Origin of the sequence: Bombella sp. ESL0380, assembly GCF_009725805.1 — a bacterium.
Classification (GTDB): domain Bacteria; phylum Pseudomonadota; class Alphaproteobacteria; order Acetobacterales; family Acetobacteraceae; genus Bombella; species Bombella apis.
The window spans coordinates 282,365-297,517 of the sequence record NZ_WNIH01000005.1 but is presented as its reverse complement, the minus strand read 5'-3'; the positions used below and the strand labels follow the sequence as shown (position 1 = coordinate 297,517).

The following is a 15,153-nucleotide window of genomic DNA, read 5'->3' as shown; positions in this document are numbered from 1 at the left end:
CATGGCTTTTCGCACGCTTGATAAGGCGGAGGTACGTGGCAAACGCGTACTTCTCCGCGCTGACCTGAATGTCCCCATGCATGAGGGTGCCATTACCGATACGACCCGTATCGAGCGTGTGCTGCCGACCATCCGTGAGCTGACTGAGAAGGGGGCCAAGGTCATCCTTCTCAGCCACTTCGACCGGCCCAAGGGCAAGGTCGTTCCCGAGATGTCGCTGGCACCGGTTGGCAAACGTCTGGGTGAGCTGCTTGGCCGCCCGGTCGCCTTCGCTGCGGACTGCGTGGGCCCCAAGGCCAAAGAGGCTGTGGATGCGCTGAAGGATGGCGGGGTTCTCCTGCTGGAGAATACACGTTTCCACGCTGAGGAAGAGAAGAACGATCCCGAATTCTCCAAGGCACTGGCTGCCAACGGGGATATCTATGTGGATGATGCTTTCTCTGCTGCCCACCGTGCCCATGCTTCCACAGAGGGCGTGGCCCATCTGCTGCCGGCCTATGCTGGTCGCCTGATGGAAGCTGAGCTGAAGGCTCTTTCCGCTGCGCTGGAAAGCCCGAAGCGCCCTGTCGGCGCCGTGATTGGCGGGTCCAAGATTTCCACGAAGCTGGACCTGATCGGCAACGTGCTGGACAAGGTGGATGTTCTGTTCATTGGTGGGGCCATGGCCAACACCTTCCTCGCTGCTGAAGGCGTGAAGGTTGGCAAGTCCCTCCAGGAATCCGACATGCATGAGACGGCTCGCAAGATTGCCGCCCGCGCCAAGGAAAAAGGCTGCAAGCTGGTCCTGCCGGTGGATGCCGTCGTGGCCCGTGAGTTCAAGGCAGGTGCCGCCTCCGAGGTTGTGCCGGTGGACAAGGTGCCGGAAGACACCATGATCCTTGATGCTGGCCCGAAGACAGCCGAGCTGATCTCCAAACATCTTGCTGACCTGAAGACTCTTGTCTGGAACGGTCCGCTGGGTGCTTTCGAGATCGAGCCTTTCGACAAGGCAACCGTGGAAGTGGCCCGTGCCGCTGCCAAGCTGACCGAAGAAGGCAAGCTGCTGACAGTGGCTGGCGGTGGTGACACCGTTTCTGCCCTGCGTCACGCTGGCGTGGCTGACCGTATGAGCTATGTCTCCACGGCTGGCGGTGCCTTCCTCGAATGGCTGGAGGGTAAGACCCTTCCGGGTGTTGAGGTGCTGCGCGCCAAGTAAGATCGGTTTCGCTGGTTTTACGGAAGAGGCGGTGTCCTTCGGGACGCCGCCTTTTTTGTGTCTACTGTTTCTTCCTGTTGCATGAAAAAACGCAGCCAGGGTATGGCCCCGCTGCGTTCTGTTCAGTGCAGTTCTGAAGGAGGAGGTGGGGATCAGGCTTTGACTTTTTCGGCCACCTCTTCTTCGGAGAAGCCCTGTTCCCTGCGGCGTTCCTTGACGGCGGAGGCCATGGCTTTCTGCAATTTTTCCATGGCACGGGCTTCAATCTGACGGATGCGCTCACGGGAGACACCGTAATGATGGGAGAGTTCTTCCAGCGTGGAGGGGTCTTCCTTCAGGCGGCGTTCTGTCAGAATGTGGCGCTCACGGTCATTGAGCGTCTGCATGGCTTCGGCAAGCAGAGCCTTGCGCCCGCTCATGTCCTCGCTTTCGGCCAGTGTATCTTCCTGATTCTCGTTCTGGTCCACAAGCCAGTCCTGCCATTCCTGCTCGCCATCTGCACGGAGCGGGGCGTTCAGGCTATGGTCAGGTGCCGTAAGGCGGCGGTTCATGGAGATGACATCCTGCTCCGGCACGCCCAGTGTTTTGGCAATATGATCAATCTGCTCTGGCTGCAGGTCGCCTTCCTCATAAGCCTGCATCTGCCCTTTCAGGCGGCGGAGGTTGAAGAAGAGCTTCTTCTGGGCAGCGGTCGTGCCCATTTTCACCAGAGACCAGCTGTGCAGGATGTACTCCTGAATGGCTGCCCTGATCCACCACATGGCATAGGTCGCCAGCCGGAAGCCTCGCTCCGGGTCAAAACGGCGGACAGCCTGCATCATGCCGATATTGCCCTCGCTGATCAGTTCGCTGACAGGCAGACCATAGCCCCGGTAACTCATGGCAATCTTGGCAACAAGGCGCAGGTGGGATGTTACCAGTTCATGAGCCGCCGTGCTGTCGTGTTTGTCACGCCAGCGGCGGGCAAGAGCGAGTTCCTGCTCGGAGGTGAGAAGGGGGAACCGCCGGATTTCCTGAAGATAACGGGAAAGGTTGGTCTCCGGGCCGATGGCGGGAAGAGTTGAGGGAGACTTCATGCGACTTCGACTCCTTGCACCCGACTGGGGAAGAGGCGGGCAGATCATACCAGCCTATCCCTTACAGGAACGATGAGACCAGCGCCTGCATCTTAACGCCGGTCAGGCCGTATCTCCATCGCAAATAAGGCAATAGAGACATGTCCATTCTTTATAGGACTTTTTTCGTCCTATTATTCTTTAATTGATTCCTGCCGAGAGTCAAACTTAATAAAAAGTCAGGTGGTTCACCCTTCCGAGAGAGCTTCAATCAGGGTCTGGAGATCATTAGGGAGAGGGGCGGAAAAAAGCAGTTCTTCCTTTGTTCGTGGGTGGGTAAAACCCAGAGTGGCGGCATGAAGGGCCTGACGGGGGAAGTCGAGAGCCTGATGGCGCACGTTCACGGGCAGTTTGCGGGCCGCTGCCGGGACACGACGCAGATAGACCGGGTCGCCCAGCAGGGGGTGGCCATTATGGGACAGGTGGACACGGATCTGATGCGTCCGTCCCGTGGCCAGCCGGCACTCCACGAGCGATACCCCCGCATGAAAAGTTTCTTTCGTCGTGAAGCGTGTCAGGGCGTGTTTGCCGCCATTAGGGACGACGGCCATGCGCTTGCGGTCCCGCTTATCCCGTCCGATCGCCCCTTCAAACTCGCCTGAAGGCGGAAGGAGACCCCACGCCAGGGCGAGATAGGCCCGTTCCATCGTACGGGTCGCAAAGGCTTCGGACAGGGCTTCATGGGCGAGGGGGGTTTTTGCAACGACCATCACGCCGGATGTGTCCTTGTCCAGCCGATGGACGATGCCGGGGCGTTTTTCCCCGCCAATCCCTTCAAAGTCCGGCCCGCAATGGCCAAGAAGGGCATTGACGAGTGTACCTGTTTCATTGCCGGGGGCGGGGTGGACGACCAGCCCGGCTGGTTTGTCCAGCACGATGAGGTCCCTGTCCTCAAAGAGGATGTCCAGCGGGATGCTTTCGGCCTGCGGGCGGGCCGGTTCTGGCGGGGGCAGGCGCAGCTCCAGCGTCATTCCCTCTCGCAGGGCGAAGGCGGGGTCTCGCCGGGGCGTGCCGTTGCAGGTAAGGTGGCCCGTCTCAATCAGGGCTTTGACACGGGAGCGGGAGAGGGTACCGATGGCGTCTGCCAGCATACGGTCGGCCCGCTGCCCTGTCTGCTCGGGCGTGATGGTGAATGAGAAGAGAGCGGGCGCATCCGCAGGGAGAGAATCGGAGATGAGTGAGTCGGACATGGCCCCCAATCTAGTCGAGCCGGGACAAAACAGCGAGTCGAACCCGCCACGCACGCCCAGGGCTCTGGTGGCGGCTGTCATCATCATGGGGGTGATGATCATTCTGGGGACGGTCCTGCTGGTGGGAATCATCATTCATCGGATGATGAACCACTCTTCGGCTTCACCCGCTCCGGCGGCTTCCGGGCTTTCACGGGCAGCGGCAGGGCCTGCTTCTCTGGCAGGGCCAGCCCTGCTGAAACTGCCCAGGCAGGCGGATGAGCAGGTCATGGCCGTCACGGCCCGCCCTGATGGCCTTCTGGCCGTCACGCTCAAGACAGGGCAGGGCGATGCCCGCATCCTGCTCTGGCAGCCGGAGCAGGCCCGCCTTGTGGCGGAATTGGACCTGACGGGGCCTGCCGCTCATTGATGGGGACGGCCTTCGTTGGAGGGTCAGTCTTTCTCTGGAAACTCTGCCGGACATTCCCGCAGGATAGAGGCCATCAGGCCGGGGAAGCGGTCCTCCAGCACGTCAAGACGGAGCGTGTTGCGGTGCTGGACCCCTTCCACACGGGTATGCAGGATGCCGGCCTCCCGCAGGACCTGAAAATGGTGCGACATGCTTGATTTTGGCCTGCCACGCAGAAGGGTCGTGCAGTTGGCTTCCTTCAGGCCGTGCAGGTGGCAGATGATGCCCAGACGGACAGGGTCCGCCACGGCCCGCAGAAGGGGCAGGAGGGTGATGTCTTCCGGGGCGGGGTGATGATACAGCGCAGCCATGAGATCGTGTATCGGGAGTCGGGGGGCTGTTTGTCAAGGTTTCATTGTTCTATGTTGATAGAACAAAAGGGAAGTGTTAGCGTTTGAGAAGAACGGGCGGTGACACCATGTGTCCCCGTCATCTGTCTGGTCATGTTTTTCAGGAGAAAACACCATGCCAACACTTTTCGATCCCATTTCCTTCGGAGCCATCAAGGCGGCCAACCGTGTCGTCATGGCACCGCTCACACGGGCAAGGGCAGGCAAGGATGCCGTCCCGACCCCCATCATGGCGGAATATTATGGCCAGCGGGCCAGTGCCGGTCTGATCATCTCCGAGGCGGTGGGCATTTCCCGTCAGGGGCTTGGCTGGGCCTATGCCACGGGCATCTGGAATGAGGAGCAGGTGAAGGGCTGGAAGGCCGTTACCGATGCCGTGCATGAAAAGGGCGGCAAGATTGTCTGCCAGCTCTGGCACATGGGGCGGATGGTTCATTCCTCCGTTACAGGCGAGCAGCCAGTGGCACCGTCTCCCTCAACGGCACCGGGGCATATTCATACTTATGAGGGCAAGGCCCCTTATGAGGAAGCCCGTGCGCTGCGTCTGGATGAGATTCCGGGGATTGTGGAAAGCTATGCCCATGCGGCCCGCAATGCGATGAAGGCCGGGTTCGATGGCGTGCAGATTCATTCCGCCAATGGCTATCTGCTGGATGAGTTCCTGCGGGATGGCACCAATCACCGGACGGACGCCTATGGCGGGTCTGTCGAGAACCGTCTGCGTCTGCTGCGTGAGGTGACGGAAGCCGTCATCAAGGAAGTCGGGGCCGAGCATGTCGGCGTTCGCCTCTCCCCGAACGGGGAAGTGCAGGGTACGATTGACAGCAACCCGGAGGCCGTCTTCATCCCGGCGGCAAAGATGCTGAATGATCTGGGGGTGGCATGGCTGGAGCTGCGTGAAGCCAGTCCTACCAGCACATATGGCACGGCGACTGACCAGCCCAAGCTGTCCCCGGAAATTCGTAAGGTCTTTACTCGTCCGCTGGTGCTGAATCAGGAATATACACGGGATGAGGCTCTGAAGGCCGTAGCGGAGGGCAAGGCTGATGCCATCAGCTTTGGGCGGCTGTATATTTCCAATCCTGACCTTGTACGCCGCCTGAAGGATGATCTGCCGCTTCAGGAGGATGATATGGAAACACGCTATGGCCCACTGGGGGCCAAGGGCTATACGGACTATCCGTTCGCCAAGTGATGGCCGATAGTATCGCTTGAGAGCGGGGTGGTGACCGGGTTCTCCGGTCCCACCCCGTTTTTGTGTCTGGGATCAGTCCAGCGGGCGGGTCAGCTCGTACAGGGCAACGGCGGAGGCGTTGGAGACGTTCAGGCTCTCCATCGGGCCGGACATGTGGATGGAGGCAATCTCATCGCAGGTCTCCCGTGTCAGGCGGCGCAGGCCGGCCCCTTCGGCCCCCAGAACCAGAGCCACACGACGGTCGCCGAGCTGGTTGCGGTCCAGCCTTGTGCCGCCTGCATCCAGCCCCACGACCCAGAACCCGGCTTTCTGAAGGCCCTGTAGGGCACGGGAAATGTTGGTCTCCCGGATGATGGGCACGACATCCAGCCCGCCGGAGGCCGCCTTGGCCATGGTGCCGGTTTCATCAGGTGTATGGCGGTCCTGCACCAGAAGGGCAGCGGCCCCGAAGGCGGCGGCCGAGCGCAGGATGGCCCCGATGTTGCGGGGGTCCGTGACCTGATCCAGCACCAGAATGGGGCCGGGGCGGTCGATGACATCCACGATGGCGGGATTTTCCAGTGGTTCGACATTCAGGCAGACGCCCTGATGCACGGCGTCTTTCCCGCAGAGGGCATCCAGCTCTTCCCGGCTGACGATGCGGGGCTGATGGGCCGTCTCGGGCAGGGAGTCGGCGGCTTCCTTTGTCGCCAGAAGGCTGTAGATGACCCGTGCAGGGTTGAGCAGGGCGGCCTCCACGGCGTGCTGGCCGTAGATCCAGTAGCCCTTGCCCGTGGCGGGGGCACCGTGCCGGGTCGTGCTGCGGCGGGAGCGGTTGCGGGAGAGATTCTGCGCCTCGGGCAGGGCCACACGGCGGGAGGATGATTTTCTAGCCATAAGTCTTTGTATAATCTTTCTGGCTCGCATTGACATAGCAGTAAATGCATATTATCACACGCACATCCTGAGTTCGGAGGGGTGCCCGAGTGGCTAAAGGGGGCGGACTGTAAATCCGCTGGCGTACGCCTACGTTGGTTCGAATCCAACCCCCTCCACCAGGTGGTTTTTTCCTGAAAAATTTGGTTAACTGGCCTCATACTGTCATGGATGAGGATATTTACCTTTTTTAGGTTGTTTTTATCCGGTCATAGAGGGTTAGCGCATCACGTTTCAGTGTTTCTCGGTGTAGCGGGTGTGTATGTTTGTGGTTTATCAGTTCTATTAGTTTTTGATGTAGTTGTTCAAACCATTCTTTTTCGGGATGAAGAGGGTTTGACGTATTCTGGGACTGTTTGAAACGGTGGTTTAGTGTTGAAAATGCCATGTCTCTACTATAACCAATAAGGTCATTAAGAATTTCTAAGAAATATGATGGGTCTATTTTATTAAGAAAGGGATTTTCTGTAAGGTAGTTGTAGTTATTATATTTTATCATACCAAGAAGTTCTAACGCTTTTTCTTTTTTAATTTTATATTTTACATAATTTTCTACATTAATTTTGATGAAATGATTCTTTTCTTTTGAGAAGAAAAGTAGTATCTCCTTAAAAGATTCACTACCTCTTTCGATATACATTAGACTGTGGCTGTGTTCGTTAAGAAAAATTTTGTCAGCATAGTCTTCTATATCTTTTTCCTGATTAAAGAGGCGTTTTTTGAAGTATCTCTTTATATTTTTTTTTAGTGTACTGATTGGTTCTTCATTGAATGGTGAAATGTTAAGGCGTGCCAACATAAGGTAAATATCACACATTTTAATTAATTCGTAGTCATCTTGTACATTTAATTCATGAAATTCTTCTAAAAATTCCTCTAATAATCTGTCGTACTCATTTTTATCATATTGCTGATAAGAATGTATTTTCTTATAGGTTGGAATGTGAATTTCATTTGATATGATATTTGAGAGATATGAGCGTTCATCAGGATTTAATATGCCATTTTTTATGAATTGATACATAATGCGAACTGTATTTTGTTGATCTTTCATCATAGGAAAATAAGGTTTTTCTCTTATTTTTGAGTGTTTTTCTTTGATATTTTCATAATATTCGTCAGAAAATATATCTTTTGCAAATTTTTCATCGAAATCAAAAAGCATTATATGTTCAATATTATCAAATGTATTTTTATTTATAGAATTTTCTATTAGGACACCGTAAAGAATAGATACAATATTAAGAATATTTCTATTGTATATTATATTATATTATTAATTTATTCATATGTGTATTCTAAGAGGTATTCTCCAAATGTCATGAAAAAATCTACAATTCTTAAATTGCTACAGGAAGATTTAATAATTAAATTATACATATATTCTTTATTTTCTTCAATAAATGAAATAAATATACCATTTTCATTTTCTGTAATGAATTTTTTGAATGTTTTTCCTATGTCAGGCGTCAGGTGTAAAGAAAGATAGATAGTTTTCTCTTTTACACGTTCATATCGGTCTCTCTCTACCTCATTATCGGCAGCAATGTCTTTCTCATTGGCCACAAGAATGACACGGTCTTCGTGGGATTCCACCAAAGGCTGAACAAGGGCCAATATGTCGGATACGGGCATTTTTGCACGTTCCACGTCATCGAAGACGAGAATGCGGTTTCTGAATATCCTGTCTTTGTTTCCTGTATTGTCCGGAATCCCCAGAACAGCTGACAGGTCAGCCTTTCCGTTTTCCAGATGATGAAGGTCAATCTTCAGTGTGCTTTTCAGAAGTCCTTTGAAAACGACTTTTCCAAGCTCTCCTATCTTGCCTCCCAGTATGGGATGCATGGCCGCATAGATGGCTTTGGTAATTTCTTCGGCGTCCTGAATCCCGTAAAGGGATACATAGATCATGCCCAGTTCACTGTCTGATATGCGGTTTTTTTTCTTTTCTTCAAAAAAGCGTTTTATGAACCACGTTTTGCCGCAGCCCCATGCGCCATCCAGCATAAGTGCGAAGGGAGGTCTGCTGGCTCCGTAACAGTATTTATCAAGCACCTTGGCTATGTTGGCATTCGGACCAGCCCATTCGTAATCGTCAGTCATTCGGTGAGGTATTCCTTAACAGTGTAAACTTTACCTTTTTGTGCCGAAGGTAGGAGAAAAAAGATGTCCAAGCACGGAGCCGGGCGTCATTTTGCAGGCATGAGGCCGGTGTTAGATATGCTAATCTTGCCACTCTGCTAACGAACGGTCGGGAGGCTGTCATGGCCGGAACATCATCATCAGATCATCATGTCAGTTCCCTGCAAAGTCATGGATCGGAGCCGCACGACATGATCCGTGTGGAAGGCGCACAGGAGCATAACCTGAAGGATGTTTCCTTGGAGGTTCCACGGGGATGTCTGGTGGTGTTCACCGGCGTGTCCGGGTCGGGCAAGTCGTCTTTGGCGTTCGGGACGCTCTATGCCGAGGCGCAGCGGCGGTATCTGGAGACGGTCGCTCCCTATGCACGGCGGCTGTTCCATCAGCTGCCTCCACCGAAAATCCGCAGCATCGAAGGGCTGCCGCCCGTCATCGCCCTTCAGCAGCAGGCGGGCACGAGCAGCCGGTCATCCGTGGGCAGCGTGACGACCCTCTCCAATCTGCTGCGTATGCTCTATTCCCGGGCAGGGACGTATCCAGCCGGTGCGCCCATGCTGGAGAGTGACGATTTCTCCGCCAATACGCCGCAGGGGGCCTGTTCGCGCTGTCAGGGCACGGGATGGCTCTATGATGTCGTGGAAGAAAAGATGGTGCCCGACCCGACGCTGACCCTGCGGGAAAAGGCCGTGGCCGCATGGCCCGGTGCGTGGCAGGGGCAGAACCTGCGGGACATCCTCATGATGCGTGGGGTCGATCTGGACACGCCGTGGCAGGACCTGCCCAGGGAAACACGGGACTGGATTCTGTACACGGATGAAACCCCGACAGAACCGATCTACCGGGGTCTGAACTATGCCGAGAGTCAGGCGGCCATGAAGCGGGGGGAGCCGGCGACCTATCAGGGCACCTTTGCCAGCGCACGCCGCCATGTGATGCAGAGTTTTCACGGCTCCAAGAGTGCGAAGATGCGTGCCCGTGCGGCGACCTTCATGCAGGCGACACGCTGCCCGGTCTGTCACGGTGCCCGTCTGAAGCCTGAAGCCTTGGCCGTGACGTTTGCGGGGCAGGATATTGCGGCCCTGTTCCACCTGCCGCTGGAACGGCTTCATGCCGTGCTGAAAGACCAGCTGGCAGGAGAGCGGCGGGATGATGCACAGGGGCGTGTGATTGAGGAAATCGGCACGGCCCTGCTCCGGCGGCTGGAGATCCTGCTGGAGCTGGGGCTGGGCTATCTTCAGACGGACCGGACCGTGGACAGTCTTTCCCCCGGCGAATATCAGCGTCTGCGGCTGGGGACGCAGGTCCATTCCGCCCTGTTTGGCGTGGCCTACGTGCTGGATGAACCCGCCGCCGGACTGCATCCGGCGGATATCGAGGCCCTGCTGAACGTGCTGGCCCGTCTGCCCCGGGCCGGAAACTCCCTGCTGGTCGTGGAGCATGATCCTGTCGTCATGCGGCGGGCGGACTGGCTGGTGGATATTGGTCCCGGTGCGGGCAGCCATGGCGGGCAGGTTCTTTACAGTGGTCCGCCGGATGGCCTGCGGCAGGTGGAGGCCTCCCGCACAAGGCCTTATCTCTTTGCCCCGCCGCCTCTGGAGCGTGGTCCCGGCCGACAGGTGGAGCGGTGGCTCCAGCTTGAGGGCATCACATGGCGGAACATGAAGGACCTGTCCCTGAAGCTGCCACTGGGTGTTCTGGTGAGCGTGACGGGTGTTTCCGGTTCCGGCAAGTCCAGTCTGGTCAGTCAGGCTCTGGTGAGCCTTCTGGGGCGTGCGCTGGGCCAGAAGGTCGAGGAAGCGGACGAACCGCAGGATGGTGACGACACCACGCCACTGGCGGACGAGGCCGTGGAGGCCCAGCCGGAAGGGCGTATCGTGGCAGGGCTGGAGCATGTCCGGCGTCTGGCCATCATCACGCAGAAGCCCATCGGGCGGACGTCACGCTCCAATCTGGCGACCTATACGGGCATTTTTGACCAGATACGCAGGCTCTTCGCCGCAACGGAAGCCGCCCGCAGGGCGAAGCTGGATGAAAGCTGCTTCAGCTTCAATGTGGCCAAGGGGCGGTGCCCGCATTGCGAGGGGTTGGGGACGGTCTCGGTCGGTCTGCTCTTCATGCCTGGTGTGGAGGCTCCCTGTCCGGTCTGTCACGGGGCACGCTACAGGGATGAGGTGCTGGCCATCACGCTGCGGGAGAAGAACATTGCCGACGTGCTGGCCATGACCGTGGAGGAGGCCTGCACCTTCTTTGCTGGAGAAGGGGCACTGGCCCGCGGGCTGGAAACGCTGGAGCAGTCCGGCCTTGGCTATCTCCGTCTTGGCCAGCCTGCACCGGAACTGTCCGGCGGTGAGGCGCAGCGGCTCAAGCTGGCAACGGAACTGCAGAAGCGGCGGCCCGCCCCCATGCTGTATGTTCTGGATGAACCCACGACCGGCCTGCATCCTTCTGATACGGACAGGCTGCTGGGCCAGCTCCAGACATTGGTGGAGCAGGGGCACAGCGTGGTCGTGACCGAACATAACATGCGTGTGGCGGCGGCGAGTGACTGGGTGATCGATATTGGCCCCGGCAGCGGGGAGAAGGGCGGCAGGATCATTGCCTCCGGCCCGCCGGAGGAGGTGGTCAGGAACCCTGAAAGCCGGACAGGGCCATATTTGCGGGAGGTGCTGGCCGGAGCGTGACGGGGTGGCCCCGCCGGGGTTCGGTCCCGGCGGGGGTGGTCGGTCAGTCGGTCTTCAGTGTGGTCATGTCGATCACGAAGCGGTAGTGCGTGTCGCCCTGTTCCAGCTGGCGGAAGGCCTCGTTGATGTCCTGCATGGCGATGGTCTTCGTATCGGGCAGGATGTTTTTGCGGGCACAGAAGTCCAGAAGCTCCTGCGTTTCACGGATGCCTCCGGCGAGCGAGCTGGTGATGTTGCGGCGGCCATAGACCAGCGGCAGGGTTGAGAGTGCCGGTATGGGGCCGACCTGCCCGACAAGGGAGATCGTGCCGTCCACATCCAGCAGGGACAGGTAGGGGTTGATGTCATGCTCCACCGGTATGGTGTCGATGATGAGGTCAAAACGGCTGGCCGCTTCCTGCATGGCCTTTTCATCGCCAGAGGCGAGGAAGCTGTCTGCCCCCAGGGCGAGGGCTTCCTGTTTTTTCTTCCCGCTGCGTGAAAGGACGGTGACTTCCGCTCCGAGTGCGGAAGCCAGCTTCACGGCCATCTGGCCCAGCCCGCCAAGGCCGATGACGGCAACCCGTGATCCGGGCCCGGTACGCCATGTCCGCAGGGGGGACCATGTGGTGATGCCGGCACAGAGCAGCGGTGCCGCCCTGGAGGCATCCAGCCCTGCTGGCACTTTCAGGACGAATTCCTGCCGGGCGACGAGGTGCTTGGAATAGCCGCCCATGTTGGGAGTTCCGTCCACGGCATCAATGCCACCATAGACCCCATTCATGCCGATGGGATATTTCCTGCCCTCCCGGCAATACTGTTCCTCACCTTTGCGGCACTGGTCACATGTCATGCAGCTGTCCACCATGCAGCCGACGGCAACGATGTCCCCGGCCTTGTGGCGGGTCACCTCCGGGCCGACCTCCAGCACGCGGCCGATGATCTCGTGGCCGGGAATGGCCGGATAGGGCGTATGGCCCCAGTCATTGCGCACCCAGTGCAGGTCGGAGTGACAGACCCCGCAATAGAGGACCTCCATCACTACGTCATTGGGGCGGGGATTGCGGCGGTCAAAATGGAGGGGGGCGAGAGGGGCCTCGGCAGAGGTGCAGGCAAAGCCAATGGTGCGCATGGGATCATCCTTCCCTGAAGAGCGGCGATTGAACGGGCCAGCTGCGAGCCTATGGAACGTTAACCTTCTGTTCAATCTTTCAGGAGGGATGGCAGGTCTGCTTCAGAACCACACATCTTCATGCTGGGCCGTATAGGCATCCACGCCCATGCGGCGGATGTGCTGGAGGTCGGCCTGGGGCGGGCGGCCGAAGGTTTTCCTGTACTCACGGCTGAACTGGGAGGGACTGTCATATCCTACCTGAAAGCCTGCGCTGGCAGCGCTCATCTCTTCATGCACCATGAGGCGGCGTGCTTCCTGCAGGCGCAGCTTCGTGCGGTACTGGACGGGCGTCATGCCTGTCAGCTCTCCGAAGCGTTTGTAGAAGCTGGACTGGCCCATCCCGGCGATCTTCACCAGCGTGCCGATCTCGAACCGTTCCTGAAAATGGTGGCGCAGATGGATGATGGCCCTGTTGATGCGGGAGAGGTCACTCTGGAGGTGAGCCGTTTCCTGAAGGACATGGCCTTGTTGGCCATGAAGAAAGAGATAGAGGAGCTCCTTCTTGTAGAGCTGCGCCAGAAATTTCTGGTCGCTATTCCGGGCGAGCAGCCCTACCAGGCGCAGCAGGGCATCCAGCAGGTCGTCGGTGATCCGGCTCACTCCCATGGCGGATATGGGAGAGCTGTTCTCCTTTCGGAGGGCCAGTTTCCGGGTCTGACGGCTGAGGGCGGACTGGCTCTCCCGGAGGAGCTGCTCCATCTCCGTGGAGGAGAAGCTGATGCACAGGGCCAGATAGGGTCTTTCCGCCGAGGCCCTGGTGATCTGGCCGGAAACGGGCAGGTCCAGTGTGGAGATCAGATATTCGCCCTCGCCATAGGGCAGGGGCTGGTCATGGAGGTGAAGGATTTTCTGCCCCTGCACGACGATGTAGATGCGGGGTTCGTAAACGACCAGAACGGGATCGGTCACGGTCCCGGTGCGATAGAGGGTCAGGAAGTCGAAAGCCGTATGGGTGACTTTTTCCGGGCAGTGGCGGCTGACAGCCGCCTGGAGGGCGGCGAGTCGGTCCTGTGGCATGGTGCAGTCTTTCTCTGTGCCGGTTGTTCCTGATCCGTGGAGCCGGTCAGGCCATGATGATGACCTGCTCGATATGCCGCCGGTAGGCAGCCTCCATGGCTGGGACATCCGGGTTCTTCATGACATCCGTTGCCAGAAAGGTGGGCAGGCGGTTCATGCCGAGAAAGGCATGGGCCCGATAGAACGGGAAAAGCACGGCATCAATGCCACCGCCGCCGAAGAACTGGTCCCTGTCTTCGAAGGCTTCAAGTGGGGCATTCCACGTGGTGGATACCATGAAGCGTTTGCCCTGTAGCAGGCCGCCAGAGCCATAACGCTTTGAGGGGTCGTGCCGGCTGCGGCCATCGTTGTTGTAAAAAAGGCCATGTGCCTGTGTGAAAACCTCATCCATATATTTTTTCAGAGGCCACGGCGTGCCCATCCACCATCCCGGAAACTGGTAGATGACGATGTCCGCTTTCTGGATCGCCCGGATCTCGCTTTCGACATCATAGCCTTCATCAATGACGGTCTGGCTGACGGACAAACCGTGTTCCTGAAGGCAGGTTGCGGCAAGATTCTGGAGGGTCTGGTTCAGTTTTCCGGCAGAGTGGGCAAAAGGTTTCGCCCCGTTGATGAGGTGGATGTGGGTCATTGGGGGACTTTCATGAGGGTTGTGAAGATGTCCAGTTCATTAATCGGAACCGCTGGTGTCAAGGGGAGAAAATGGCCTTTAGTGCTTTGTAAAAGGCCATGGAATTGCCATAATCTCATGGGCTTTGTGGCAGCATTTTAACGAATTTAAAGGAATATTTTGATTGCATTTAAAAGATGGAAGGATATTTTAATGTCGCGTTAGCATTATGTCTTGATAATGAGGAGTACGAAACGATGAAGAAAAGGAAAACTTCCATGAGGTTGATCTGCGTTGGTGATAGTCCAAAGAATATGGACGGACGGCCTTGCTCCACTCTTTCTGAAGCGGTTTCTGAAGGAGGAATCTTTCTGCGCATTTCTGGCAGGGAAGGCGTGCTGAGCGCCCTGCGCAATGATCAGTCCGATGTGGCCGTCATCCAGCAGACCAACCCGGATCCGCTTCTGATCAGAACGATTCGCAACAACCGCTTCAGCCTGCCGATTCTGGTCATTGCCCGGAATCTGACAGCCCACAACGTGGCCGAGGCCCTTGCCGCTGGTGCTGATGACTGCGTGCCCATCACGGTAGGGCCGGTAGAACTGCTGGCCCGGCTGAAGGCGATTGTCCGGCGTGTCATGGATCATGGCGTGACCAGCCAGATCATCACGGTCGGCCGTCTGACGGTGAAGGAAGACACCCGTGAGGTGCTGGTGGATGATGACCTCCTGCCGCTGACACAGGGTGAATATGACATCATGTCCCTCATGGTGCGTCGTCGGGGTAGCCTGCTGAACAAGGCCGCCATCCTGTCCACCCTGTATGCCGGGCGGGAGAAGCCCATCAGCAAGACCATCGATGTCATGGTCTGCCGCATCCGTCAGAAGCTGCGGGCAAGAGGTATCCAGAAGCCCTTCATCACGAGCTGGGGCATGGGGTATCGGCTGAATGAGGAAGCCTTCCTGCCGCTGGGTGCCCGTGCCGAGGATGAGTGCAACCCTGTCCAGCAGGCCATCCGTGAGGCCAGCATGCCCGTATCGGCGGGTCTGGGTGTGACAGCCATGGCAGGCGAGGCGGAAAGCCGTCGCACTGTGGAGAAAGCCGCCAGACAGCCGGTTCATCAGGACTGATAACGGAGC

Annotated in this window: 14 protein-coding genes and 1 tRNA gene; 6 read left to right on the top strand and 9 right to left on the bottom strand. The window is 57.3% G+C overall.

Translation table 11 applies throughout. The features are described 5' to 3' along the window. Window position 1 precedes the first annotated feature (1 nt). Entirely contained in the window at window positions 2-1,195 is a 1,194-nt protein-coding gene (locus tag GM608_RS07070; protein ID WP_043558103.1) for a phosphoglycerate kinase, read from the top strand. A 152-nt stretch (window positions 1,196-1,347) separates the two neighbouring features. Here the strand turns inward: GM608_RS07070 and rpoH are convergent, their stop codons facing one another. Together rpoH and GM608_RS07060 are read right to left on the bottom strand one after the other, a co-directional pair. After that, on the bottom strand, window positions 1,348-2,271 hold the full coding sequence (gene rpoH / locus GM608_RS07065) for an RNA polymerase sigma factor RpoH (RefSeq protein WP_043558106.1): 924 nt from the start codon (window positions 2,269-2,271) through the stop codon (window positions 1,348-1,350). A gap of 227 nt (window positions 2,272-2,498) precedes the next feature. Beyond that, a complete protein-coding gene (locus tag GM608_RS07060) occupies window positions 2,499-3,500 on the bottom strand; it encodes an RluA family pseudouridine synthase (protein WP_333645297.1) in 1,002 nt (333 codons plus the stop codon). On the opposite strand from GM608_RS07060, the gene GM608_RS07055 reads away from it, so the two are divergent. Then, entirely contained in the window at window positions 3,484-3,909 is a 426-nt protein-coding gene (locus GM608_RS07055) for a DUF6476 family protein (RefSeq protein ID WP_248630664.1), read from the top strand. The two genes, GM608_RS07060 and GM608_RS07055, sit on opposite strands and share 17 nt — an antisense overlap. A gap of 23 nt (window positions 3,910-3,932) precedes the next feature. On the opposite strand, the gene GM608_RS07050 is transcribed toward GM608_RS07055, so the two are convergent. Beyond that, the gene (locus GM608_RS07050; RefSeq protein WP_248630663.1) at window positions 3,933-4,259 is read right to left on the bottom strand and encodes a helix-turn-helix transcriptional regulator; all 327 of its coding nucleotides are present in this window, start codon (window positions 4,257-4,259) and stop codon (window positions 3,933-3,935) included. A gap of 154 nt (window positions 4,260-4,413) precedes the next feature. Between GM608_RS07050 and GM608_RS07045 the strand changes: the two genes are divergently transcribed. Then, a complete protein-coding gene (locus tag GM608_RS07045; RefSeq protein ID WP_192848401.1) occupies window positions 4,414-5,493 on the top strand; it encodes an alkene reductase in 1,080 nt (359 codons plus the stop codon). Between the two features lie 72 nt (window positions 5,494-5,565). Here GM608_RS07045 and rlmB read toward each other — a convergent pair whose 3' ends face one another. Next, complete coding sequence (gene rlmB / locus GM608_RS07040) at window positions 5,566-6,369, bottom strand: 23S rRNA (guanosine(2251)-2'-O)-methyltransferase RlmB (protein ID WP_081562805.1); 804 nt, start codon at window positions 6,367-6,369, stop codon at window positions 5,566-5,568. 75 nt (window positions 6,370-6,444) lie between these two features. On the opposite strand from rlmB, the gene GM608_RS07035 reads away from it, so the two are divergent. After that, window positions 6,445-6,530 (top strand) — tRNA-Tyr (locus GM608_RS07035). 68 nt (window positions 6,531-6,598) lie between these two features. On the opposite strand, the gene GM608_RS07030 is transcribed toward GM608_RS07035, so the two are convergent. Both GM608_RS07030 and GM608_RS07025 read right to left on the bottom strand, forming a co-directional pair. Then, a complete protein-coding gene (locus GM608_RS07030) occupies window positions 6,599-7,573 on the bottom strand; it encodes a hypothetical protein (RefSeq protein ID WP_333645296.1) in 975 nt (324 codons plus the stop codon). 116 nt (window positions 7,574-7,689) lie between these two features. Continuing rightward, window positions 7,690-8,511 (bottom strand): P-loop NTPase fold protein, encoded by an 822-nt coding sequence (locus GM608_RS07025; protein WP_333645295.1) that lies wholly within the window; start codon window positions 8,509-8,511, stop codon window positions 7,690-7,692. 161 nt (window positions 8,512-8,672) lie between these two features. Between GM608_RS07025 and GM608_RS07020 the strand changes: the two genes are divergently transcribed. Next, a complete protein-coding gene (locus tag GM608_RS07020) occupies window positions 8,673-11,231 on the top strand; it encodes an excinuclease ABC subunit UvrA (protein WP_333645293.1) in 2,559 nt (852 codons plus the stop codon). 43 nt (window positions 11,232-11,274) lie between these two features. Here the strand turns inward: GM608_RS07020 and GM608_RS07015 are convergent, their stop codons facing one another. From GM608_RS07015 to GM608_RS07005, 3 genes are all read right to left on the bottom strand, one after another. After that, on the bottom strand, window positions 11,275-12,342 hold the full coding sequence (locus tag GM608_RS07015) for an NAD(P)-dependent alcohol dehydrogenase (protein WP_249080135.1): 1,068 nt from the start codon (window positions 12,340-12,342) through the stop codon (window positions 11,275-11,277). 102 nt (window positions 12,343-12,444) lie between these two features. Next, window positions 12,445-13,401 (bottom strand): AraC family transcriptional regulator, encoded by a 957-nt coding sequence (locus GM608_RS07010; RefSeq protein WP_333645291.1) that lies wholly within the window; start codon window positions 13,399-13,401, stop codon window positions 12,445-12,447. Window positions 13,402-13,447: 46 nt separating this feature from the next. Next, window positions 13,448-14,035: an NAD(P)H-dependent oxidoreductase gene (locus GM608_RS07005; protein ID WP_333645290.1), complete on the bottom strand. Its 588-nt coding sequence runs from the start codon at window positions 14,033-14,035 to the stop codon at window positions 13,448-13,450. A 257-nt stretch (window positions 14,036-14,292) separates the two neighbouring features. Here GM608_RS07005 and GM608_RS07000 point away from each other — a divergent pair, with 257 nt between their 5' ends. Continuing rightward, window positions 14,293-15,144 carry a response regulator transcription factor gene (locus tag GM608_RS07000; protein ID WP_166651581.1) on the top strand — a complete coding sequence of 284 codons (852 nt, stop codon included), beginning with the start codon at window positions 14,293-14,295 and terminating at the stop codon, window positions 15,142-15,144. Window positions 15,145-15,153 lie beyond the last annotated feature (9 nt).